The sequence below is a fragment of the Enterobacter sp. 03-F-07-AD-ECC genome, assembly GCF_047530935.1.
Classification (GTDB): domain Bacteria; phylum Pseudomonadota; class Gammaproteobacteria; order Enterobacterales; family Enterobacteriaceae; genus Enterobacter; species Enterobacter cloacae.
The window spans coordinates 184,428-206,690 of the sequence record NZ_JBLKBZ010000001.1; the positions used below are offsets into that span (position 1 = coordinate 184,428).

Consider the following 22,263-nt stretch of genomic DNA (forward strand, 5'->3'; position numbering starts at 1 on the left):
TGGAAAGAAGATGAATTATCAGAACGACGATTTACGCATTAAAGAGATCAATGAGTTATTACCTCCTGTAGCACTCCTTGAGAAATTCCCCGCCACTGAAAATGCCGCAAATACGGTTTCTCATGCTCGTAAAGCGATCCACAAGATCCTGAAAGGTAATGACGATCGTCTTCTGGTGGTGATTGGCCCGTGCTCTATCCACGATCCTGCCGCGGCAAAAGAGTATGCCGCGAGACTGCTTAAGCTGCGCGAAGAGCTTAAAGATGAGCTGGAAATTGTGATGCGCGTGTACTTTGAAAAGCCGCGCACCACCGTTGGCTGGAAAGGGCTGATTAACGATCCGCATATGGACAACAGCTTCCAGATTAACGACGGCCTGCGTATTGCGCGCAAGCTTTTGCTGGAGATTAACGACAGTGGCCTGCCAGCCGCCGGTGAGTTCCTGGATATGATTACGCCACAATATCTGGCAGACCTGATGAGCTGGGGCGCCATTGGCGCGCGTACCACTGAATCTCAGGTTCACCGTGAACTGGCGTCCGGCCTCTCTTGCCCGGTGGGTTTTAAAAACGGTACCGATGGCACCATCAAAGTCGCTATTGACGCCATCAATGCGGCAGGGGCACCACACTGCTTCCTGTCCGTGACCAAATGGGGTCACTCTGCCATTGTTAACACCAGCGGTAACGGTGACTGCCATATCATTCTGCGCGGCGGTAAAGAGCCTAACTACAGCGCAAAACATGTCGCGGAAGTGAAGGTCGGGCTGGAAAAAGCGGGGCTGCCGCCTCAGGTGATGATCGACTTCAGCCACGCCAACTCCAGCAAGCAGTTTAAAAAGCAGATGGAAGTCGGCGCTGATGTTTGTCAGCAGATTGCTGGCGGCGAGAAAGCGGTGATTGGGGTGATGATTGAAAGCCATCTGGTTGAGGGTAACCAGAACCTCGAAGGCAGCGAGCCGCTGGTCTATGGCAAGAGCGTGACGGATGCCTGCATTGGCTGGGAAGATACCGACGCGATCCTGCGTCAGCTGGCGAATGCGGTAAAAGCCCGTCGCGGTTGATTCTTCCGGCACAAATAAAAAAGCGCGGAAGGCTCCGCGCTTTTTTTATGTCCGGCGAAAATTACTTCGCTTTACCCTGGTTCGCAACAGCCGCGGCTTTCGCTGCGATCTCATCCGCGTTACCCAGATAGTAGTGTTTGATTGGCTTGAAGTTTTCGTCGAACTCATACACCAGCGGTACGCCAGTCGGGATGTTCAGTTCGAGGATCTCGTCTTCACCCATGTTGTCCAGGTATTTCACCAGCGCGCGCAGGGAGTTACCGTGAGCGGCGATGATCACGCGCTCACCGCTTTTCAGGCGTGGCAGAATGGTTTCGTTCCAGTAAGGAACAACGCGGTCAATGGTCAGCGCCAGGCTCTCGGTGGTTGGCAGCTCAGCGTCGGTCAGTTTCGCGTAACGCGGGTCGTGGCCCGGATAGCGCTCGTCATCTTTGGTCAGCTCTGGTGGGGTTACCGCGAAGCCGCGACGCCACTGTTTAACCTGCTCGTCACCGTACTTCTCAGCGGTTTCGGCTTTGTTCAGACCCTGCAGCGCACCGTAGTGACGCTCGTTCAGTTTCCAGGATTTCTCAACCGGCAGCCAGGCCTGATCCAGCTCGTCCAGCACGTTCCACAGGGTGTGGATGGCACGTTTCAGCACAGAGGTGTAAGCAAAATCAAAGCTGAAGCCTTCTTCTTTCAGCAGTTTACCTGCTGCTTTTGCTTCGCTTACGCCTTTCTCAGACAGATCAACGTCGTACCAACCGGTGAAGCGGTTTTCGTTGTTCCACTGGCTTTCGCCGTGGCGCACCAGAACCAGCTTAGTAATAGCCATCTCTTACTCCTCAAGCATTTTTAGAATGATAACAATTCTCATTATATTGCCGTGGCCGTGCCAGCAGCAACGCTTAACCCTAACCATAGCGAAAATAGTCTCTGAGTGTAAGGTGCTTGTGAATCCAGGGTTATGATTTTGTCTGCGATTGGCGCTATTTTCAGCAAGGCGTGCAGAAAAAAGCCCTCCAGGGGAGGGCTGACGTTGTTGCGGCCGGAGGTTAAGCGTGCGGAGTAAAATGATACTCGGTGACGCTGACGTACTCTTCACCCGGGCGCAGCACACAGTCCGGCTGTGGCCATTCGGGATAGTTCGGGCTGTCCGGCAGGAACTCGCTTTCCAGCGCCAGACCTTGCCAGTCGCTGTACTCGCCGTGCTCTCGTGCGGTTGTCCCGCCAAGATAGTTACCGGAATAGAATTGCAGGGCAGGGGCGCTGGTGTAGACCGTCATCTGCAGTTTTTCATCCGCAGACCAGACCTGTGCAGCAGGCTGTTTCACATCGCCTTGTGCCTGCAGCAGGAACGCGTGGTCGTAACCTTTCACCTTGCGCTGATCGTCATCGCTCAGGAAATCCTGGGCGATAGATTTTGCGTTGCGGAAGTCAAAGCTGGTACCTTCCACGGGCTTCAGCCCCTGATACGGAATGCCCATCTCGTCCACCGGCAAATAGGCATCCGCAAGGATCTGCAGCTTATGGTTACGCACATCGCACTGGTTACCGTCCAGATTGAAGTAGGCGTGGTTGGTCAGGTTGACCGGACACGGCTTATCGACCGTCGCACGGTATTCAATGGCGATACGGTTGTCGTCGGTCAGCGTAAAGCGTGCAAACGCGGTAAGGTTACCCGGGAATCCCTGGTCGCCATCCAGCGAGTCAAGTGAAAACAGTACTTCCCGGTCGTTTTGCTGGACAATTTTCCAGCGGCGTTTGTCAAATCCTTCCGGTCCACCATGCAGCTGGTTCTCACCCTGGCTTGGCAGCAACGTGTAGCGAACACCGTCGAGCTCAAAACGGCTTTTCGCAATGCGGTTCGCATAGCGCCCGACGGACGCGCCAAGATAGGCGGCCTGGTTGATATACTGCTCAGGCGAGGCGCAGCCGAGAAGGGTTTCGCGCACGCTGCCGTCTGGCATTGGTACGCGGGCGGAAAGTAGGGTGGCACCCCAGTCCATGAGCGTAACAACCATCCCCGCGCTGTTGCGCAGGGTTAACAGGCGATACGGCAGACCATCCGGTGCGAGGGTTGGCGTTTCGTTTAGCACTGTCCGGCTCCTTGTGATGCTTTACAAACATAGAACGTTTCTTTAATGCCCGTTTTGGCTTCGTACTGTTTCTCCACCGCCGACTGGACGGCCGGGACGAGATCTTCCGGCACCAGAGCGACGATGCAGCCACCAAAACCACCGCCCGTCATGCGTACACCGCCTTTATCGCCGATGACCGCTTTGACAATCTCCACCAGGGTGTCGATTTGCGGAACGGTGATTTCGAAGTCATCGCGCATGGAGGCGTGGGACTCTGCCATCAGTTCCCCCATACGTTTCAGGTCTCCTTTTGCCAGCGCGGAAGCGGCTTCAACGGTTCGGGCGTTTTCGGTCAGCACATGACGAACGCGTTTTGCCACTACCGGATCCAACTCGTGCGCCACTTTGTTGAATTCATCAAGCGTCACGTCGCGCAGGGCCGGCTGCTGAAAGAAGCGTGCGCCGGTTTCGCACTGCTCGCGGCGGGTGTTGTACTCGCTGCCCACCAGCGTACGTTTAAAGTTGCTGTTGATAATCACGACCGCGGCACCCTTTGGCAGGGGAACGGCTTTGGTTCCAAGCGTTCGGCAGTCAATCAGTAACGCATGCTCTTTTTTGCCCAGCGCGGAGATAAGCTGGTCCATGATGCCGCAGTTGCAGCCCACAAACTGATTCTCCGCTTCCTGGCCGTTCAGTGCGATTTGCGCCCCGTCCAGCGGCAGATGGTACAGCTGCTGGAAGACGGTTCCCACCGCCACTTCCAGGGATGCCGACGAGCTTAAACCGGCCCCTTGTGGCACGTTGCCGCTGATGACGAGATCTGCACCGCCAAAATTCTTGTTACGCTTTTGCAGATGTTTCACCACGCCGCGCACATAGTTGGACCACTGCTGGCTGTCGTGGATAACAATCGGGGCATCGAGGGAAAACTCGTCCATCTCATTACTGTAATCCGCCGCAATTACGCGCACTTTGTGGTCATCGCGCTTTGCGCAGGCGATCACCGTCTGGTAATCAATGGCACAGGGCAGAACAAAACCGTCGTTGTAGTCGGTGTGTTCACCAATCAGGTTTACGCGGCCAGGTGCCTGGATAACGTGGGTGGCAGGGTAGCCAAATTTTTCAGCAAACAGGGATTGTGTTTTATCTTTCAGACTCATTTATTAGACTCCTGATTCGCGATAATGGACATCGCTAACGGCACGCAGGCGTTCTGCGGCCTGTTCTGCCGTCAGGTCACGCTGGGTTTCCGCCAGCATTTCATAGCCCACCATAAATTTACGCACCGTCGCAGAACGCAGCAGCGGCGGATAGAAATGGGCATGCAACTGCCAGTGTTGATTCTCTTCGCCGTTAAACGGTGCGCCGTGCCAGCCCATTGAGTACGGGAAGGAGCACTGGAACAGATTGTCGTAACGGCTGGTCAGCTTTTTCAGCGCCAGCGCAAGATCGTCACGCTGTGCGTCGCTGAGATCCGTAATGCGCTGAACATGTGCTTTAGGCAGCAGCAGCGTTTCAAAGGGCCACGCCGCCCAGTACGGCACAACGGCCAGCCAGTGTTCCGTTTCGACCACAGTACGGCTACCGTCGGCCAGTTCACGCCGGGTGTAGTCCACCAGCATCGGGGAGCCGTTTTCCGCGTAATAGGTTTTTTGCAGGCGATCTTCTCGTTCGGCTTCGTTGGGCAGGAAACTGTTCGCCCAGATCTGCCCGTGTGGATGCGGGTTAGAGCAGCCCATCGCGGCGCCTTTATTTTCGAATACCTGCACCCACGGATAAGTCTGGCCCAGCTCCGCAGTTTGTGCCTGCCAGGTGCTCACCACCTCTTTCAGCGCATCAACGCTAAGCTCCGGTAGCGTTTTGCTGTGATCGGGCGAGAAGCAGATCACGCGGCTGGTTCCCCGGGCGCTTTCACAACGCATCAGCGGATCATCGCTCTGCGGCGCGTCCGGCGTGTCGGTCATGAGCGCGGCAAAATCGTTGGTGAAAACGAAGGTGCCTTTGTAGTCCGGGTTTTTATCTCCCGTTACGCGGGTGTTGCCCGGACACAGGAAGCAGTCCGGGTCGTGCTGTGGCAGCGTCTGTTTTGCAGGCGTCTCTTGCGCCCCCTGCCAGGGGCGCTTGGCGCGATGCGGAGACACCAAAATCCATTGCCCGCTAAGCGGGTTAAAACGACGATGCGGATGATCGACGGGATTGAATGAAGTCATGACGGATCCTTAGTCCGGATAACCTTGTGGGTGGCGAGACTGCCAGTGCCAGGTATCCTGTGCCATTTCATCCAGCGTGCGGGTAACACGCCAGTTAAGCTCTTTATCGGCTTTGGTTGCATCAGCCCAGTATGCCGGGAGGTCTCCTTCGCGGCGGGGGGCGAAGTGATAGTTGACCGGCTTACCGCAGGCTTTGCTGAAAGCGTTAACCACATCCAGCACGCTGCTGCCAATACCGGCGCCGAGGTTGTAAATATGCACGCCCGGTTTGTCGGCCAGCTGCTGCATTGCCGCCACGTGGCCGTCGGCCAGATCCATAACGTGGATGTAATCACGCACGCCGGTGCCATCTTCAGTTGGATAGTCATTGCCGAACACCGCCAGCGACTCGCGGCGGCCCACCGCCACCTGTGCGATATACGGCATCAGGTTATTCGGAATACCCTGCGGATCTTCACCCATATCGCCTGACGGATGGGCGCCGACCGGGTTGAAGTAGCGCAGCAGGGCGATGCTCCACTCCGGTTGTGCTTTTTGCAGGTCGGTCAGGATCTGTTCCACCATCAGTTTGCTTTTGCCGTACGGGCTTTGTGGCGTACCGGTGGGGAAGCTTTCAACGTAAGGAATTTTGGGCTGATCGCCGTAGACGGTGGCGGATGAGCTAAAGATGAAGTTTTTGACGTTCGCCGCGCGCATGGCGGAGATAAGACGCAGGGTACCGTTGACGTTGTTGTCGTAATACTCAAGCGGCTTCGCGACCGACTCACCGACCGCTTTCAGGCCAGCGAAGTGGATCACCGTTTCAATGGCGTGGTCGTGGAGGATCTCGGTCATCAACGCTTCATTGCGGATGTCACCTTCGACGAAAGTCGGCTGTTTTCCGCCAAGACGTTCAATCACAGGCAGCACGCTGCGCTTACTATTGCACAGGTTGTCGAGGATGATGACATCATGACCGTTTTGCAGCAGTTGCACACAGGTATGACTTCCTATGTAACCGCTACCACCTGTTACCAGAACTCGCATATTTCGCTCCATTAGGCTTATGGTATGTAATAACCATAGCATAACAGAGACGTGAAAAGTGTGACATGGGATAAATTAGTGGAATCGTTTACACTGTTTTTCAAACCCGCTTTTTTTTGATCCAGTCGCATTGTAGATCAAAGAGATAAAGAAGTATCACTGCAGGTTATCTGAAAAGCGGAGGGCGGCGCCCTCCGGAAGTTAATCGATTTTGCTCAGCAGGTAACGATAGTGCTCACCGTCCGGGATAAACTCCAGACGGTGCGTGATGCAGGCCGGTGCGTCTTCAGCATGATGTGAGACAAACAGTAACTGGGTCTCACCTTCGCCAATCAGCACATCCACAAAGCGACGGATCAGCTGGCGGTTCAGCGGATCCAGCCCCTGAAGCGGCTCATCGAGGATCAGCAGCGTCGGGTGTTTCACCAGCGCCCGGACGATCAATGCCAGACGCTGCTGCCCCCAGGACAGACTGTGAAACGGCGCGTCAGCGACCCGGTTGTCCATCCCCAGAATATCCAGCCACTGCTGGGCCAGCTTGTGCTGTTTGTCCGATACCGCCTGATAAATACCGATGGAATCAAAGTACCCGGAGAGGATCACATTGCGTACGGTGGTGCTGACCCGGTAATCCAGATGCAGGCTGCTGCTGACATAGCCGATATGCTTTTTGATATCCCAGATGGTTTCACCGCTTCCGCGACGGCGGCCAAACAGGGTCAGATCGTTGCTGTAGCCCTGCGGGTGATCGCCGGTGATCAGACTCAGCAGCGTCGATTTCCCCGCGCCGTTGGGACCGACAATCTGCCAGTGTTCGCCCGGATTAACCGTCCAGCTGAGATGATTCAGGATCGGACGATCGTCATAAGAGACCACCCCGTCACGCAGCACAATCCGCGGCTGATTGGGATCTAAAGCGAGACGTACCGAAGGGGCGTCGGGGTCGGGCAGGGTAATGCCGTCGAGCTTTTCGCTGTGCGCCAGTTGGGCAATCAACGCCTGCTTCAGCAGTACCGATTTTTCGCCGGTTTCGGTAAGGCTGCAGTCCGCCAGCACCCCGGCGTTCTGCACAAAATCCGGGATTTCATCAAAACGGTTAAGCACCAGCACAAGGGTGTAGCCCTGCTGGTTAAGCGAGGCCAGCAGGTCTGCCAGCTGGGCGCGGGACTGCACGTCCAGACCGTCGAACGGCTCGTCCAGGATTAACAGCTCAGGTTCGCTCATCAGCGCCTGGCAGAGCAGCGTTTTACGCGTCTCGCCGGTAGAAAGGTATTTGAAGCGGCGGTTGAGAAGGGCGGTGATGCCGAACTGCTCCGCCAGCTGCTGACAACGGGCAGGATTGTTGACTTCATCCTGAATAATTTCTGCCGTTGTGCGGCCCGTGTCTTCTTCGCCCGGGCTGAGGAGGTCCGTGTTGTTACGCTGCCATTCATCGCTCACCAGCTTCTGCAGCTGTTCAAACGACAGGCGCGTCGTACGCGTAAAATGGCTCTGGCGTTCACCTTTAAGCAGGGTGAGCTCTTCGGCCAGCGCCCGGGCCAGCGCGGACTTGCCGCTTCCGTTGGTGCCCACAAATGCCCAGCTTTCACCCGCATGGAGTGTTAAATCTGGCAGCGTCAGCGTTCGGGTATCGCCAAGACGAAACGTACCTTGCGAAATATGCAATGATGACATGATTTATCCCATTTTTTGCAGCATCAGATGTCAGGGATACTCACTGTCGACACGCTTGTCAATCCGCTCAGCACAATGTGGCGATAATTACCCGGTCTGCGTTGAAATATGCGGTGACTACAGCACCTTCTTCTAATTCGTGCGCCTCGCTCAGGGCAACCGTCGCGCACAGCACCTGGCCGTCCGGCAGGGTCATCAGGACCTCACACTGCGCTTCACCACGTTCAATGTGCTGGATGGTGCCCTGCAGCTGGTTGTCTGCCGCTTTGGCGCGTTCGGCATCGCGTGTCACTGCGACCCACGGCGCTTTCAGCAACACCAGCACCTCCTTGCCTTCATCCAGTCCCAGACGCTCTCCGCTTTGGGCGGTAATCGCGGCTTTCAGGCGGGTGGTGCCGTCGGCAAGCAGGATCTCGATATGTTGCTGCACCTGCCCGTTATCGCGCGCGGTGACCGTGCCAAACCACTGGTTGCGGGCGCTGGTCTGGAGTGAGAAGCGAGAAATGGCGGCTAACAGGCTGTCCAGCGGGAGGTTATCATCGTCACTTAGCACATCGAACGCTTTCTGCTGGATCTGGGCCAGCAGGTCATAAAGCTGAATCAGACGCTGGCCGTAGCGGGTCAGCACGGCGCCACCGCCCCCTTTGCCGCCCGTGGCTCGCTCAACCAGCATCTGCTCGCTCAGGGTATTCATGTCGTTGATCGCGTCCCAGGCGCTTTTATAACTAATGCCCGCGTTCTTTGCCCCCTGGCTTATTGAACCCGTTTGTTCTATTTGTTTAAGCAGGGCGATACGTCGTGGATCGGCGAAAAGCTTCTGCTGAAGTCGTAGGGTAAGGAGAATTTCAGCCTGCATAACGGAGTGTCCTGACAAAAGAGCTATTGTGAACCAAATGGCACAGGGCGCAAAGGGGACCGCACAAAAGGGGATGTTTTTCTTACTTTTCAGGGTAGAATAAGCCGTCCACAATATCTGGAGAAAACCATGTTAGAGTTGTTGAAAAGTCTGGTATTCGCCGTGATCATGGTACCAGTAGTGATGGCCATCATCCTCGGTGCCATCTACGGCCTGGGTGAAGTGTTCAACGTCTTTTCGAACATTGGTCACAGAGACCGCGCTAAAAAGCAGCACTGATTCCCCACAAAACGCCCGGCTTGCCCGGGCGTTTTGCTCTCAAGTATTTTTCGTCATCGCCGATATGATTTAAAGCATCCGGTAATTGTACCTCTTGATCGGTACGATTTAACGCTGGGATATCTCCGGCGTTGTCGTTATATTATTGCGTATATAACGAAACTCACAGGAGCTACAGATGGCACGTACAGGGTTACGCTTTTTCGCAGGGGCAACGCTGGCACTTTCGCTGACCGGACACGCGCTGGCCGACGAAGGTAAAATTACGGTTTTTGCGGCGGCGTCGCTGACGAATGCGATGCAGGATATTGCTGCTGCGTATAAAAAAGAGAAGAACGTCGACGTCGTCTCCTCTTTCGCGTCTTCTTCTACACTGGCGCGCCAGATAGAAGCGGGGGCACCGGCCGATCTGTTCATCTCTGCCGATCAGAAATGGATGGATTACGCCGTTGATAAGAAAGCCGTGGATACCACAACCCGCGAAACGCTGCTGGGGAATAGCCTTGTCGTGGTCGCGCCAAAAGCCAGTCCGCAGGGTGACATCACCATCAACAAAGAGACTCACTGGACGCGTCTTCTGAACGGTGGCCGGCTGGCAGTGGGCGATCCGGACCATGTACCGGCTGGGATTTACGCGAAAGAGGCCCTGCAGAAACTGGGCGCGTGGCAGACACTGTCATCAGATCTGGCGCCGGCGGAAGATGTACGCGGTGCGCTGGCGCTGGTGGAGCGCAATGAGGCTCCGCTGGGCATTGTCTACGGCTCGGATGCCGTTGCCAGCAAGGGGGTCAAAGTGGTTGGCACGTTCCCGGAAGACGCCCACAAAAAAGTGGAATATCCTGTTGCGATTGTTGATGGACATAAAAATGCGACCGTGACGGCCTTCCAGGCGTACCTGAAGGGGCCGGAAGCGTCCGCAATCTTTAAACGTTATGGATTTACGACTCACGAATGATATTGACCGATCCTGAATGGCAGGCTGTACTGCTGAGCCTGAAAGTCTCTTCCCTGGCGGTTGCGCTAAGTTTGCCCTTTGGGATCTTCTTTTCCTGGTTGCTGGTGCGCTGTAAGTTTCCCGGCAAAGCGCTACTTGACAGCGTTCTCCATCTTCCGCTGGTATTGCCGCCCGTCGTGGTGGGATATCTGCTGCTGGTGTCCATGGGCCGACGCGGGTTTATCGGCCAATGGCTGTACGACTGGTTCGGGCTGACCTTTGCCTTTAGCTGGCGCGGTGCGGTGCTGGCCGCGGCGGTGATGTCATTTCCGCTGATGGTGAGGGCTATCCGCCTGGCGCTGGAAGGGGTGGATATCAAACTGGAACAGGCCGCCCGCACGCTGGGTGCCGGGCGCTGGCGCGTCTTTTTCACCATTACGCTACCGCTCACGCTGCCGGGCATTATTGTCGGTACGGTACTGGCCTTTGCCCGTTCGCTGGGTGAATTCGGTGCCACCATTACCTTTGTTTCGAACATCCCCGGTGAAACGCGGACGATCCCTTCGGCCATGTATACGCTGATACAGACGCCGGGTGGCGAAGGTGCTGCGGCGCGTCTGTGTGTTATCTCAATTGTGCTGGCGCTGATATCGCTGCTGGTCTCTGAATGGCTGGCGCGACTCAGCCGCGAGCGGATGGGGAAATAGTTATGCTGGAACTCCATTTCACCCAGACGCTGGGAAACCACACCCTTACACTGGACGAGACGCTGCCTGCCACCGGCATCACCGCCATCTTTGGGGTCTCTGGCGCCGGGAAAACCTCGCTCATTAATGCGATCGGTGGCCTGACACGCCCGCAGGCAGGGCGCATTGTGCTGAACGATCGCGTCCTGAATGACGTTGAAAACAAGATTTACCTGACGCCGGATAAACGGCGTATTGGCTATGTGTTTCAGGATGCGCGGTTATTCCCGCACTACAGCGTGCGCGGGAATCTGCGTTATGGCATGGCCAAAAGCATGGCCGCGCAGTTTGACAAGCTGGTGGCGCTGCTGGGCATTGAGCCACTGCTTGACCGGTTGCCTTCCTCGCTCTCCGGCGGTGAGAAACAGCGAGTGGCGATAGGGCGCGCGTTGCTCACCGCCCCCGAACTCCTGCTGCTTGATGAGCCGCTGGCCTCGCTGGATATTCCGCGTAAACGTGAACTCCTGCCGTATCTCCAGCGCCTGGCGCGTGAAATCAAGATCCCGATGCTGTACGTCAGCCACTCCCTGGATGAAATTCTGCATCTGGCGGATAACGTACTGGTGCTGGAAAACGGCAGCGTAAAGGCGTTTGGCAATCTTGAAGAGGTCTGGGGCAGTAGCGTCATGCACCCGTGGCTGCCCCGGGAGCAGCAGAGCAGTATCCTGAAGGTGAGCGTGCTGGAGCACCACCCGCATTACGCGATGACCGCCCTGGCATTGGGCGACCAGCACCTGTGGGTGAATAAAATCGACAAGCCCCTGCAGTCGGCGCTGCGTATTCGTATTCAGGCGTCGGATGTCTCTCTGGTTTTACAGCCTCCGCTGCAGACCAGTATCCGTAATATCCTGCGCGCGAAGGTCGCCGAGTGTTTTGATGATAACGGTCAGGTAGAGGTGCAGCTTGAGGTGGGGAGCAGGACGCTCTGGGCACGGATCAGTCCGTGGGCCAGGGATGAGTTAGGGATCAAACCTGGCCTGTGGCTTTACGCGCAAATCAAGAGCGTCTCCATTACCACCTGATTACAGCAGGTGGGTATAAATATACTGCGCGATGCTGTCGGTGGTGTTATCGCCAATCACCACGTTAGCGCGCGCTTTCACCGCGTCATCGGCATTGCCCATTGCCACGCCCGTTCCGGCGGCTTCCAGCATGCTGATGTCGTTGTAGTTATCGCCAAAGGCGATTACATCCTGCATTGACCACCCCTGAGACTCCACGAACTGTGTCAGGCGTTTACCTTTGCTGTTACCTTTACGGGCAATATCCACCTGGTCATGCCAGGACCATTCGCACTCCAGACCCAGCGCCTGTTCAACGTGTTTCGCGAAGGTATTCAGTTTGGTGGTATCTTCATCGGTCAACGCGAATTTCCAGATAGCCTCAACATCCTGAGCCGCCTGGCGCAGGGAAGAGACCTGGGTAAAGACCGGACGCTGCGCTTCTGGCAGAGACTGAGCCCAGTTGGTGGTGCGGATAACGTGGCCGGTCGGGCGCTCATAGACCATCGCATTATCGACATACATCAGGCCGTGGATCGCATGTTCATCCAGCAGATCTATTAACTGCAATGCCTGGGGAACCGGCAGCGGGTCGGATTCTAAAACCTTTTTTGCTTGATAATCATACAAATAAGTGCCATTACAACAAATTGCAGGTGTATCTAACGCCAGTGCCTGATAAAAAGGGTGAATGGCAACGTGATGTCGACCCGTTACGATAAGGAGTTGATATCCCACTTCCTGCGCGCGTTTAAGCGCTTGAAGGGAGGAGGGGAGAAGGGTTTTTTGCGGCGTCAGTAAGGTACCGTCTAAATCCAGAGCAATCACACGCGAGGTCATTTGTTTTTCCGGGTTAATATTGAATTTACGATCTGATGGGATGGTACACCGAGAGGCGAACGCGTCAAAATTCCCGTCGACAATTCAGCATTCACCGTCAAAAGTTAACTACTTTCATGCGCAGTGAGGAGTGAATATTCATGAAACAAACCGTTTATACCGCCAGTCCTGAAAGCCAGCAGATCCACGTCTGGCGTTTAAATGCCGAGGGGACCCTCACGCTGGTGCAGGTTGTTGATGTGCCTGGTCAGGTACAACCAATGGCGATCAGCCCGGATAAACGTTTCTTGTACGTGGGTGTGCGCCCGGAGTTTCGCGTGCTGGCCTACCGCATCTCTCCGGATGACGGCGCGCTGACTTACACTGCGGAAGCGCCATTGCCGGGTAGCCCAACCCACATCTCAACCGATCGCCAGGGCAACTTTGTTTTCAGCGGCTCCTATAACGCGGGCTGTGTCAGCGTGACGCGTCTGGAAGAGGGCATTCCGGTCGAAACCGTGGATGTGGTGGAAGGGCTGGAAGGCTGCCACTCGGCGAATATCTCCCCGGACAACCGCACGCTGTGGGTACCGGCGCTGAAGCAGGATCGTATCTGCCTGTTTACCCTGAGCAACGATGGTCACCTGGTGGCGCAGAATCCGGCTGAAGTGACCACCGTAGAGGGGGCAGGCCCGCGTCATATGGTCTTCCATCCAAACCAGCAGTACGCCTACGTGGTCAACGAGCTGAACAGCTCAGTGGACGTCTGGGAACTGAAAGATCCTAACGGGCAGATTGAGTGCGTGCAGACGCTGGATATGATGCCGTCTGACTTCTCGGATACCCGCTGGGCGGCGGATATTCACATTACGCCGGATGGTCGCCATCTCTACGCCTGTGACCGTACTTCCAGCCTGATCACCATCTTTAGCGTTTCGGAAGACGGCAGCGTGCTGGCAGTAGAAGGCTTCCAGCCGACGGAAACGCAGCCGCGTGGTTTTAATATCGATCACAGCGGTAAATACCTGATTGCAGCGGGGCAGAAGTCTCACCACATCGCCCTGTACGAAATCAAAGGCGAGCAGGGCCTGCTGGAAGAGAAAGGGCGCTATGCGGTAGGCCAGGGGCCAATGTGGGTAGTGGTAAACGCTCACTAAGCGGCTTAAAACAAAAAACCTCGCGAACGCGAGGTTTTTTTATGCCCGATGGTACTGCATTAATGGACAGGCCGGGTAAGGCGAAGCCGCCACCCGGCAAAACAGATTACTGCTTCGGCTCAGCAACCACTTTGCTACCCAGACCGCGGTTGTTGTATTCCCACATGCGGTTGAAGTTAGCGTCGTTCAGGTTGCGCTGCACGTTTCCTTTATCGTCCACGGAACCGGTATTGCCGGAGAATGGACGTTTGGAGATGGCGGCGTCAGCCCATGGTTTTGCCACGTTGAAACCTTCGTTGATAACGCTGTCGCGGATCACAACCTGACCGTTGGTTGCAGAGTCCACGTCCAGGGAGCGACCCAGCTGCGCCACGCCGTCACCGGAGGCGTTGAAGCGGCTGTTGACGGCGAGGAAACCGTAGAACAGGTTAGACTGTGTCGCTGGCGCAAAGACATAACCTTCCTGCTGAGTACGTGAGTTTACGACGCGGAAATCGGTGTTATCAAATACCACCGCGCCACGACCGGAGACCATATCCACATCACCTTCGATGTAGCTGTTGGTCACCAGCGTACGGGTCAGACGGTTATTCTGCAGGGTGTTCTGTACGCCGCTGTTGGTCACGAAGAAGGTGTTCTGACGACCCAGAATGTTCACGTTGTTGATCTGCACTTTGTCGCCATCGCTACGCAGCGCCACGGCCTGGTGGTTACCCGCATCAACGCTGTCGCCCAGGGTGTTCTGAATGGTCAGGTTCTGCAGTTGCAGACCGTTGTTCTGAGACCAGACGACCGCAGAACACATCACGCCAATGGTAGCGGCACGCTTGCTCTGGCAGTTATCAAACATATACCAGGCCGGTTTGCCCGGCATGTATTTACCCGCCGGGTTGACCAGGTGACGCCAGGTGGTGCTGTCAATTTCGGAATCAATCGCCAGACCAATTTTAACGTCGATGGCTTTTTCGCCCAGACCGTAAAGGGTGATGCTGCCCGGTGCTGCCGGAATGTAAACGGTACCTTCATATTCACCTGGCATGATCGCGATGTACTGGCGAGATGCGCTGTGTTTGGTGATGGCAGCGTCAACCGCAGCCTGAATAGAGGTATGCGTCACGCCCTGCGCCCCTGCCGGACCCACAACAAAGTTTGGCTGCTTCGGCAGGTTAATAGAAGACGGCGTCCACGGCGCAGCGTTTGGATCCATCGCGGAGAAGTAGTGCGCGCGATCGAAGTTTTTCGCTTCATCAGCGGACAAAATCGGACGGGACGCGGTGCCTGGCGCGACCTGCTCAGAAGGTCGCTGATCCGGTGGCGTTGAACTGCATGCGGATAATGTCACGCCAAAGGCGAGTGCCAACGCCAGACGGGAAATCCTGGAAATGTTCAAGGTGAAGCTCCTGGGTATGCAAGTCTTAAACGAGATAGACGAAATAGCCTGCTTTTTTATACTAAGTTGAGCGAAACGGGAAGATAAAAAGGGGAAAAGTTGCATTTTTCGCCCGCAGGGGGCGGGAAAGTCGTCACAAATAAATAACATTTTCATAAAGGCGGTTGACAGCAGCCAGCAGATGAAAATAAATGTCTATACAACCCATGACAAGTGAAAGGCTTATGCTGCAACTTCATCCCGACGATGTGATATGGCGAAATGCGCGACTGGCGACAATGGTTCCTGGTGAAGAATCTTATGGCCTGCAAGCGCATCATGCCCTTGTGGTGCGCGGTCAAACCCTTCTGGCCGTCATTCCTGAAGCAGACCTCCCTTCCGGGCATGATAAATGCGTCGATCTCGGTGGACGCCTGGTCACGCCGGGTCTTATCGACTGCCATACCCACCTGGTGTTTGGCGGCAATCGCGCGGCGGAGTGGGAGCTGCGTCTCAACGGTGTCTCCTATCAGACCATCAGCGCACAAGGGGGCGGAATTAACGCCACCGTCTCGGCAACCCGCGACAGTTCGCCGGAAAATTTGCTTACACTGGCGCAGCAGCGGCTGGAGCGGTTAATGAATGAAGGGGTGACCACCCTGGAAATCAAATCCGGCTACGGTCTTAACGCCGCGGCTGAAGAAAAAATGCTGCAGGTCGCACACCAGCTCAGCCTGAGTAATCCGGTTGAGATCAGCCCAACCCTGCTGGCGGCACATGCGGTTCCGGCGGAATACCGCCACGATCCAGACGCGTACCTCACACTGGTGTGCGAGCAGATCATGCCCGAACTGTGGCAAAAAGGGCTGTTCGAAGCGGTGGATGTTTTTTGTGAAAACGTCGGCTTCACGCCAGCACAAACCGAGCGGCTTTTCCTGGCCGCCCGCGCACGGGGTATTCCGGTGAAAGGGCACGTGGAGCAACTTTCTAACCTGGGCGGTGCGGCGCTGGTCAGCCGATTTAAAGGGTTATCTGCCGATCATATCGAATACCTGGATGAAAAGGGTGTTCAGGCCATGGCGCAAAGCGGCACGGTTGCGGTACTGCTGCCCGGCGCGTTCTATTTTCTTCAGGAGCGTCAGCGTCCACCGGTTGAACAGCTCCGGGCGCAGGGCGTACCGATGGCGGTCGCCACGGATTACAACCCCGGCACCAGCCCGTTCGCGAGCATTCATCTGGCCATGAACATGGCCTGCGTACAGTTTGGCCTGACGCCTGAAGAGGCCTGGGCTGGCGTCACGCGGCACGCCGCGCAGGCGCTGGGGCGTGGAACAACGCACGGGCAGTTAAAGGCCGGTTTTATGGCTGATTTTATCGTCTGGGATGCAGACCATCCGGTAGAAATGGTTTACGAGCCGGGACGCAATCCGCTGTATCAACGCATTTTCCGGGGGGAGGCAGTATGAGTTGGCAGCCCGTTGCAGAGACCGTCTGGCAGGGGCGCGACGACAGCGCCGAGGCCAGCAACGCAAAACGTATTTTTCAGACCATACGCCAGCCGTCTCAATTTACCCCGGTTTCATCCGCGATTGCGCTGATAGGCTTTGCCTGTGATGAAGGAGTAAGGCGTAATCAGGGCAGGCAGGGTGCGGCGCAGGCTCCCGACGTGCTGCGTAAGGCGCTGGCGAACATGGCAACGCATTCCGGCCACGAACGGCTGGTGGACATGGGGTCGGTTTACGTTGAGGATGACCAACTGGAAGAGGGCCAACAGGCACTGAGCGATGCCGTGGTCACCTGTCAGCAGGCTGGCATGCGTACGCTGGTGTTGGGCGGCGGACACGAGACCGCCTGGGCCCACGGCCGTGGTATTCTTGAGGCGTTCCCGAATGAGCGCGTGGCGGTCATCAACCTGGATGCGCATCTTGATTTGCGCAAGGCCGAACGGGCCACCTCCGGCACCCCGTTTCGTCAGCTGGCGAACTACTGTGCTGACCACGCGCGGGAATTTCAGTACGCCTGTTTTGGCGTCAGCCGCGCGGCGAACACCCAGGCGCTGTTTGACGAGGCTGAACGGCTTAACGCCACGCTGGTGGACGATCTGCATTTCCACCGGGATGCGCTATCAGCCCTGGAACAGGTGCTGGCGCAGGCCGATCGTGTTTACCTCACCATTGATCTGGACGTTCTGCCCGCAGCCGAGATGCCCGCCGTGTCAGCCCCCGCGGCGTTAGGCGTGCCTGCGCGGGATCTCCTGCCCGCGATAGAGCGCATTTGCCGTAGCGGAAAACTGCAGGCCGCCGATCTGGTAGAATTTAACCCTCACTACGATCGGGACGGACAGGGGGCGAAGCTTGCCGCCCGTCTGGCCTGGCAAATTGCTCACTGGTGGGCATAACAACATTTAAGGAGTCACGATGTTCTCACGCTCACCTCAGCCGCCGTCCGGCTCTCCCGCGCCTTTCTACGAAAAGGTGAAGCAGACGATCAGCGAAAAAATCGCCACCGGCGTCTGGCGGCCGCATGACCGCATTCCCTCTGAAGCCGATCTGGTGGCGCAGTTTGGTTTTAGCCGGATGACCATCAACCGGGCGTTACGCGAGCTAACCGACGAAGGCCTGCTGGTGCGCCTGCAGGGGGTCGGGACGTTTGTGGCGGAGCCAAAAGGACAATCGGCGCTGTTTGAAATCCGCAGCATTGCGGACGAGATAGCGTCGCGAAACCATCAGCACCACTGCGAAGTGCTGGTGCTTGAAGAGACGCAGGCCAGCGCCGAGCAGGCTGCGGTACTGAACGTCAAGGAGGGAACCCGGATCTTCCATTCCGTAATGGTGCATTTCGAAAATGACGTGCCGGTGCAGATTGAGGATCGCTGCGTAAACGCCGAACGGATACCGGACTATCTGGACCAGGATTACACTCAAACCACGCCGCATGCCTTTCTCTCGCTTGTCGCACCGCTGACGGAAGGGGAGCACATTGTGGAAGCGGTGCGCGCGACGCCGCAGGAGTGCGAGCTGCTGCGTATCAAAGAGCACGATCCCTGCCTGCTGATCCGCCGCCGCACCTGGTCATCCGCGCAGATTGTGTCGCATGCAAGACTGCTGTTCCCCGGTAGCCGCTATCGGTTGCAGGGCCACTTTATGTCATAAGTTTTAAAAGCGTGATAGCTAACGCAATATAACAAAATTGTATCTTTTTTGTTAAATCTGACCTTGTGTGTGCTTGTCTATACAAGTATATCTAAATGCATCATCTGTCCCGTATGAGGAGCACACAATGTCGTCAGGTAAATACCGTCAGCAGGATGTCCGCGCCGCGCGCGGCACCACCCTTACCGCCAAAAGCTGGCTCACCGAAGCACCACTGCGCATGTTGATGAACAACCTTGATCCTGAGGTTGCGGAAAACCCCCACGAGCTGGTGGTGTACGGCGGCATTGGCCGCGCCGCGCGCAACTGGGAGTGCTATGACGCCATTGTTAAGGCCCTGACCGAACTGGAACACGACGAAACCCTGCTGGTGCAATCCGGCAAGCCGGTCGGCGTGTTTAAAACCCACAAAAACGCGCCGCGCGTTTTGATTGCCAACTCCAACCTGGTCCCACACTGGGCGACCTGGGAACACTTTAACGAACTGGATGCCAAAGGGCTGGCGATGTATGGCCAGATGACCGCGGGTAGCTGGATCTACATTGGCAGCCAGGGGATTGTGCAGGGCACCTATGAAACCTTCGTCGAAGCCGGTCGTCAGCACTACAACGGCTCGCTGAAAGGCCGCTGGGTACTGACCGCGGGTCTGGGTGGCATGGGCGGTGCACAGCCGCTGGCCGCGACGCTGGCTGGCGCCTGCTCGCTGAACATTGAGTGCCAGCAGAGCCGCATCGATTTCCGTCTGCGTACCCGCTATGTTGACGAACAGGCCGACAGCCTCGATGACGCGCTGGCGCGTATCAAAAAATACACCGCGGAAGGTAAAGCGGTATCGATAGCGTTGTGCGGCAACGCGGCAGAGATCCTGCCGGAACTCGTGGCCCGTGGCGTTCGCCCTGACCTCGTCACCGACCAGACCAGCGCCCACGATCCGCTGCACGGCTATCTGCCAAAAGGCTGGACGTGGGAAGCCTACCAGCAAAAAGCCGAAACCGATCCTGAAGGCACGGTACTGGCCGCTAAGCATTCGATGGCAGAACACGTCTCCGCCATGCTGGCGTTCAGCGAGATGGGCATTCCGACCTTCGATTACGGCAACAACATCCGCCAGATGGCAAAAGAGATGGGCGTCAGCAACGCCTTTGATTTCCCGGGATTTGTTCCTGCCTATATTCGTCCGCTGTTCTGTCGCGGTATCGGTCCGTTCCGCTGGGTGGCCCTGTCCGGCGACCCGGAAGATATCTACAAAACCGATGCCAAAGTGAAGGAAATTGTCGCGGACGATGAACACCTGCACCACTGGCTGGATATGGCCCGCGAGCGCATTAACTTCCAGGGCTTGCCGGCGCGTATCTGCTGGGTTGGGCTGGCGTGGCGGCAAAAGCTGGGTCTGGCTTTTAACGAAATGGTGCGCAGCGGCGAAGTGTCAGCCCCGATTGTGATTGGTCGCGACCATCTGGATTCTGGCTCCGTCGCCAGCCCGAACCGTGAAACCGAAGCCATGCGCGACGGCTCAGATGCGGTCTCCGACTGGCCGCTGCTGAATGCCTTACTCAACACCGCCAGCGGCGCGACCTGGGTATCGCTGCACCACGGTGGCGGCGTGGGGATGGGCTTCTCCCAGCATTCCGGGATGGTTATCGTCTGTGACGGAACGGATGAAGCCGCCGCGCGTATCGCACGCGTGCTGCACAACGACCCGGCAACCGGCGTGATGCGTCACGCAGATGCGGGTTACGAGATTGCTATTGAATGTGCCACAGAGCAGGGACTTAACCTGCCGATGATCCCTGCCACACAAGGAAAGCATGAATGAACGCGTTAACACTCACTCCCGGCTCGCTCACGCTCAAACAGCTGCGTCATGTCTGGCGTCAGCCGGTCACGCTCTCGCTGGATGAAAGCGCCCATGCCGCCATTAACGACAGCGTGGCCTGCGTTGAAGCCATTATTGCCGAGGGGCGTACCGCCTACGGTATCAACACCGGTTTTGGTCTGCTGGCGCAGACGCGCATTGCCACGCACGATCTGGAAAATCTCCAGCGTTCGCTGGTGCTTTCCCATGCCGCAGGCGTTGGCCAGCCGCTGGACGACGAGATTGTCCGTCTGATGATGGTGCTCAAAATTAACAGTCTGGCGCGCGGCTTTTCCGGCATTCGTCTGAGCGTGATCCAGGCCCTGATAGCGCTGGTGAACGCGGAAGTCTATCCGTGGATCCCCGCCAAAGGCTCTGTTGGCGCCTCCGGCGATCTCGCCCCGCTGGCGCATATGTCGCTGCTGTTGTTGGGGGAGGGCCAGGCGCGCTGGCAGGGAGAGTGGCTCCCGGCAAAAGAGGCGCTGAAAAAAGCCGGATTAGCGCCAATCACCCTTGCGGCAAAAGAGGGGCTGGCACTGCTTAACGGCACGCAGGCCTCCACGGCCTTTGCGCTGCGCGGTCTGTTTGAAGCCGAAGATCTGTTCGCCTCGGCCGTGGTGTGCGGTGCGCTGACCACGGAGGCGGTGCTGGGCTCGCGTCGTCCGTTTGACGCGCGTATTCATGACGTACGTGGCCAGCGCGGGCAAATTGACGCTGCCGCAATGTATCGCCAACTGCTGACGGAGACCAGTGAGATTGCTGATTCGCACCATAACTGTGACAAGGTACAGGATCCGTACTCACTGCGCTGTCAGCCGCAGGTGATGGGTGCGTGTCTGACGCAGCTGCGCCAGGCCGCAGAAGTGCTGCTGGTGGAAGCCAACGCGGTGTCCGATAACCCGCTGGTGTTCGCCCAGGAAAACGAGGTGGTCTCCGGTGGTAACTTCCACGCCGAGCCCGTGGCGATGGCGGCGGATAACATCGCGCTGGCGATTGCCGAAGTGGGCGCCTTGTCCGAGCGGCGAATTGCGCTGATGATGGATAAGCATATGTCCCAGCTGCCACCGTTCCTGGTGCGCAACGGCGGGGTGAATTCAGGCTTTATGATTGCCCAGGTGACGGCCGCAGCGCTGGCGAGCGAAAACAAAGCGCTGTCGCATCCGCACAGCGTGGACAGCCTGCCAACCTCTGCCAACCAGGAAGACCACGTCTCAATGGCTCCGGCAGCCGGACGTCGTCTGTGGGAGATGGCCGCCAATACCCGTGGCGTGCTGGCGGTGGAATGGCTGGCGGCGTGTCAGGGGATCGATCTGCGTGAAGGGCTGAAGTCCAGCTCGCAGCTGGAACAGGCACGTCATGTGCTGCGTGAGCACGTAACGCATTACGATGATGACCGCTTCTTTGCGCCGGATATTGATAAGGCGATGCAGCTTCTGGAAGAGGGGCGTCTGGTGGGGTTGCTGCCTTCGGTGCTGTGATTTTTTTGCCCGGTGGCGCTGCGCTTACCGGGCCTACGAATCCGAAATGTAGGCCGGGTAAGGCGTAGCCGCCACCCGGCTTTTTTTTACGAATACATCGCCGTAATCGACGCGCTCTCCAGCGAATGGAAATGCACGTTAAACCCTACCATCGCGCCGCTCGCCCCTTCGTCGACCTCAATCTTCTCTACATCCAGCGCGTGAACCGTGAAGATATAGCGGTGCGTTTCTCCTTTTGGCGGCGCTGCGCCACCGTAACCGGCTTTCCCAAAATCGGTGCGCGTCTGAATGGCGCCTTCCGGCAGGGCGACCAGGTCGGAGCCGGAACCCTGCGGCAGAACGCGCGTATCGGCGGGCAGGTTAGCCACAACCCAGTGCCACCAGCCGGAGCCGGTTGGCGCATCCGGGTCGTAGCAGGTGACCACAAAGCTTTTAGTACCCGCCGGCACATCGTCCCATGCCAGGTGCGGAGAGATATTATCTCCCTGATACCCCATCCCGTTGTAGACGTGGCGTTCTGGCAGTTTTTCGCCGTCGCGCAGATCTTTACTGATGATTTTCATACGGTTTGCCCTCGTTATTCA

21 protein-coding genes are annotated in these 22,263 nt (G+C 57.0%); 11 read left to right on the forward strand and 10 right to left on the reverse strand.

The genetic code is table 11. From position 1 onward, the window contains the following. Positions 1-10 precede the first annotated feature (10 nt). Positions 11-1,063, forward strand: a complete 1,053-nt coding sequence (gene aroG / locus ACMWKA_RS00920; RefSeq protein ID WP_013097523.1) for a 3-deoxy-7-phosphoheptulonate synthase AroG — start codon at positions 11-13, stop codon at positions 1,061-1,063. Between the two features lie 61 nt (positions 1,064-1,124). On the opposite strand, the gene gpmA is transcribed toward aroG, so the two are convergent. The 7 genes from gpmA to modE form a co-directional block, all read right to left on the reverse strand. Beyond that, a complete protein-coding gene (gpmA, locus tag ACMWKA_RS00925) occupies positions 1,125-1,877 on the reverse strand; it encodes a 2,3-diphosphoglycerate-dependent phosphoglycerate mutase (protein WP_008501111.1) in 753 nt (250 codons plus the stop codon). Positions 1,878-2,097: 220 nt separating this feature from the next. Beyond that, positions 2,098-3,141 carry a galactose-1-epimerase gene (gene galM / locus ACMWKA_RS00930; protein ID WP_058661669.1) on the reverse strand — a complete coding sequence of 348 codons (1,044 nt, stop codon included), beginning with the start codon at positions 3,139-3,141 and terminating at the stop codon, positions 2,098-2,100. Continuing rightward, positions 3,135-4,283 carry a galactokinase gene (galK, locus tag ACMWKA_RS00935; RefSeq protein WP_038418919.1) on the reverse strand — a complete coding sequence of 383 codons (1,149 nt, stop codon included), beginning with the start codon at positions 4,281-4,283 and terminating at the stop codon, positions 3,135-3,137. The genes galM and galK overlap by 7 nt, the downstream gene beginning before the upstream one ends. A 3-nt stretch (positions 4,284-4,286) precedes the next feature. After that, positions 4,287-5,333: a galactose-1-phosphate uridylyltransferase gene (gene galT / locus ACMWKA_RS00940; protein ID WP_248076409.1), complete on the reverse strand. Its 1,047-nt coding sequence runs from the start codon at positions 5,331-5,333 to the stop codon at positions 4,287-4,289. 9 nt (positions 5,334-5,342) lie between these two features. Next, positions 5,343-6,359, reverse strand: coding sequence for a UDP-glucose 4-epimerase GalE (gene galE, locus ACMWKA_RS00945; protein ID WP_023622345.1), 1,017 nt, complete (start codon positions 6,357-6,359; stop codon positions 5,343-5,345). Between the two features lie 201 nt (positions 6,360-6,560). Further along, positions 6,561-8,033: a molybdate ABC transporter ATP-binding protein ModF gene (gene modF, locus ACMWKA_RS00950; protein WP_414759914.1), complete on the reverse strand. Its 1,473-nt coding sequence runs from the start codon at positions 8,031-8,033 to the stop codon at positions 6,561-6,563. Positions 8,034-8,100: 67 nt separating this feature from the next. Then, positions 8,101-8,889, reverse strand: a complete 789-nt coding sequence (gene modE, locus ACMWKA_RS00955) for a molybdenum-dependent transcriptional regulator (RefSeq protein ID WP_040020659.1) — start codon at positions 8,887-8,889, stop codon at positions 8,101-8,103. A 129-nt stretch (positions 8,890-9,018) separates the two neighbouring features. On the opposite strand from modE, the gene ACMWKA_RS00960 reads away from it, so the two are divergent. The 4 genes from ACMWKA_RS00960 (at position 9,019) to modC (ending at position 11,870) form a co-directional block, all read left to right on the forward strand. Then, positions 9,019-9,168, forward strand: coding sequence for an AcrZ family multidrug efflux pump-associated protein (locus tag ACMWKA_RS00960; protein ID WP_013097516.1), 150 nt, complete (start codon positions 9,019-9,021; stop codon positions 9,166-9,168). Positions 9,169-9,346: 178 nt separating this feature from the next. After that, entirely contained in the window at positions 9,347-10,123 is a 777-nt protein-coding gene (modA, locus tag ACMWKA_RS00965) for a molybdate ABC transporter substrate-binding protein (protein ID WP_038418921.1), read from the forward strand. Further along, a complete protein-coding gene (gene modB, locus ACMWKA_RS00970; RefSeq protein WP_095439902.1) occupies positions 10,120-10,809 on the forward strand; it encodes a molybdate ABC transporter permease subunit in 690 nt (229 codons plus the stop codon). Before modA ends, modB begins: the two co-directional genes overlap by 4 nt. A gap of 2 nt (positions 10,810-10,811) precedes the next feature. Continuing rightward, entirely contained in the window at positions 10,812-11,870 is a 1,059-nt protein-coding gene (modC, locus tag ACMWKA_RS00975; RefSeq protein ID WP_340348055.1) for a molybdenum ABC transporter ATP-binding protein ModC, read from the forward strand. On the opposite strand, the gene ACMWKA_RS00980 is transcribed toward modC, so the two are convergent. Next, positions 11,871-12,689, reverse strand: coding sequence for a pyridoxal phosphatase (locus ACMWKA_RS00980; RefSeq protein WP_038986077.1), 819 nt, complete (start codon positions 12,687-12,689; stop codon positions 11,871-11,873). 140 nt (positions 12,690-12,829) lie between these two features. Between ACMWKA_RS00980 and pgl the strand changes: the two genes are divergently transcribed. Continuing rightward, positions 12,830-13,825, forward strand: a complete 996-nt coding sequence (gene pgl / locus ACMWKA_RS00985; protein ID WP_129327592.1) for a 6-phosphogluconolactonase — start codon at positions 12,830-12,832, stop codon at positions 13,823-13,825. A 106-nt stretch (positions 13,826-13,931) separates the two neighbouring features. On the opposite strand, the gene ACMWKA_RS00990 is transcribed toward pgl, so the two are convergent. Further along, on the reverse strand, positions 13,932-15,215 hold the full coding sequence (locus ACMWKA_RS00990; protein ID WP_038986074.1) for a putative acyl-CoA thioester hydrolase: 1,284 nt from the start codon (positions 15,213-15,215) through the stop codon (positions 13,932-13,934). Between the two features lie 224 nt (positions 15,216-15,439). Here ACMWKA_RS00990 and hutI point away from each other — a divergent pair, with 224 nt between their 5' ends. From hutI to hutH, 5 genes are all read left to right on the forward strand, one after another. Further along, on the forward strand, positions 15,440-16,660 hold the full coding sequence (gene hutI / locus ACMWKA_RS00995) for an imidazolonepropionase (protein ID WP_095427300.1): 1,221 nt from the start codon (positions 15,440-15,442) through the stop codon (positions 16,658-16,660). Beyond that, complete coding sequence (gene hutG, locus ACMWKA_RS01000; RefSeq protein ID WP_048971077.1) at positions 16,657-17,592, forward strand: formimidoylglutamase; 936 nt, start codon at positions 16,657-16,659, stop codon at positions 17,590-17,592. Before hutI ends, hutG begins: the two co-directional genes overlap by 4 nt. Before the next feature lie 19 nt (positions 17,593-17,611). After that, positions 17,612-18,346, forward strand: coding sequence for a histidine utilization repressor (locus tag ACMWKA_RS01005; RefSeq protein ID WP_013097507.1), 735 nt, complete (start codon positions 17,612-17,614; stop codon positions 18,344-18,346). Between the two features lie 127 nt (positions 18,347-18,473). Further along, a complete protein-coding gene (gene hutU, locus ACMWKA_RS01010) occupies positions 18,474-20,162 on the forward strand; it encodes a urocanate hydratase (RefSeq protein ID WP_161657403.1) in 1,689 nt (562 codons plus the stop codon). Further along, on the forward strand, positions 20,159-21,679 hold the full coding sequence (gene hutH, locus ACMWKA_RS01015) for a histidine ammonia-lyase (RefSeq protein ID WP_414759915.1): 1,521 nt from the start codon (positions 20,159-20,161) through the stop codon (positions 21,677-21,679). The genes hutU and hutH overlap by 4 nt, the downstream gene beginning before the upstream one ends. Before the next feature lie 86 nt (positions 21,680-21,765). Here the strand turns inward: hutH and ACMWKA_RS01020 are convergent, their stop codons facing one another. Then, positions 21,766-22,242: a kinase inhibitor gene (locus ACMWKA_RS01020; RefSeq protein WP_414759916.1), complete on the reverse strand. Its 477-nt coding sequence runs from the start codon at positions 22,240-22,242 to the stop codon at positions 21,766-21,768. Positions 22,243-22,263: the final 21 nt, after the last annotated feature.

Bases quoted from the DNA above. Each gene is read 5' to 3' on its own strand.
- ACMWKA_RS01005 (WP_013097507.1), top strand. From the start codon at position 17,612: ATGTTCTCACGCTCACCTCAGCCGCCGTCCGGCTCTCCCGCGCCTTTC.
- ACMWKA_RS00960 (WP_013097516.1), top strand. From the start codon at position 9,019: ATGTTAGAGTTGTTGAAAAGTCTGGTATTCGCCGTGATCATGGTACCA.
- ACMWKA_RS00980 (WP_038986077.1), bottom strand. From the start codon at position 12,689: ATGACCTCGCGTGTGATTGCTCTGGATTTAGACGGTACCTTACTGACG.
- hutI (WP_095427300.1), top strand. From the start codon at position 15,440: ATGCTGCAACTTCATCCCGACGATGTGATATGGCGAAATGCGCGACTG.
- modF (WP_414759914.1), bottom strand. From the start codon at position 8,033: ATGTCATCATTGCATATTTCGCAAGGTACGTTTCGTCTTGGCGATACC.
- modB (WP_095439902.1), top strand. From the start codon at position 10,120: ATGATATTGACCGATCCTGAATGGCAGGCTGTACTGCTGAGCCTGAAA.
- hutU (WP_161657403.1), top strand. From the start codon at position 18,474: ATGTCGTCAGGTAAATACCGTCAGCAGGATGTCCGCGCCGCGCGCGGC.
- hutH (WP_414759915.1), top strand. From the start codon at position 20,159: ATGAACGCGTTAACACTCACTCCCGGCTCGCTCACGCTCAAACAGCTG.
- modA (WP_038418921.1), top strand. From the start codon at position 9,347: ATGGCACGTACAGGGTTACGCTTTTTCGCAGGGGCAACGCTGGCACTT.
- pgl (WP_129327592.1), top strand. From the start codon at position 12,830: ATGAAACAAACCGTTTATACCGCCAGTCCTGAAAGCCAGCAGATCCAC.
- hutG (WP_048971077.1), top strand. From the start codon at position 16,657: ATGAGTTGGCAGCCCGTTGCAGAGACCGTCTGGCAGGGGCGCGACGAC.
- modE (WP_040020659.1), bottom strand. From the start codon at position 8,889: ATGCAGGCTGAAATTCTCCTTACCCTACGACTTCAGCAGAAGCTTTTC.
- galK (WP_038418919.1), bottom strand. From the start codon at position 4,283: ATGAGTCTGAAAGATAAAACACAATCCCTGTTTGCTGAAAAATTTGGC.
- galE (WP_023622345.1), bottom strand. From the start codon at position 6,359: ATGCGAGTTCTGGTAACAGGTGGTAGCGGTTACATAGGAAGTCATACC.
- gpmA (WP_008501111.1), bottom strand. From the start codon at position 1,877: ATGGCTATTACTAAGCTGGTTCTGGTGCGCCACGGCGAAAGCCAGTGG.
- modC (WP_340348055.1), top strand. From the start codon at position 10,812: ATGCTGGAACTCCATTTCACCCAGACGCTGGGAAACCACACCCTTACA.
- ACMWKA_RS01020 (WP_414759916.1), bottom strand. From the start codon at position 22,242: ATGAAAATCATCAGTAAAGATCTGCGCGACGGCGAAAAACTGCCAGAA.
- aroG (WP_013097523.1), top strand. From the start codon at position 11: ATGAATTATCAGAACGACGATTTACGCATTAAAGAGATCAATGAGTTA.
- galT (WP_248076409.1), bottom strand. From the start codon at position 5,333: ATGACTTCATTCAATCCCGTCGATCATCCGCATCGTCGTTTTAACCCG.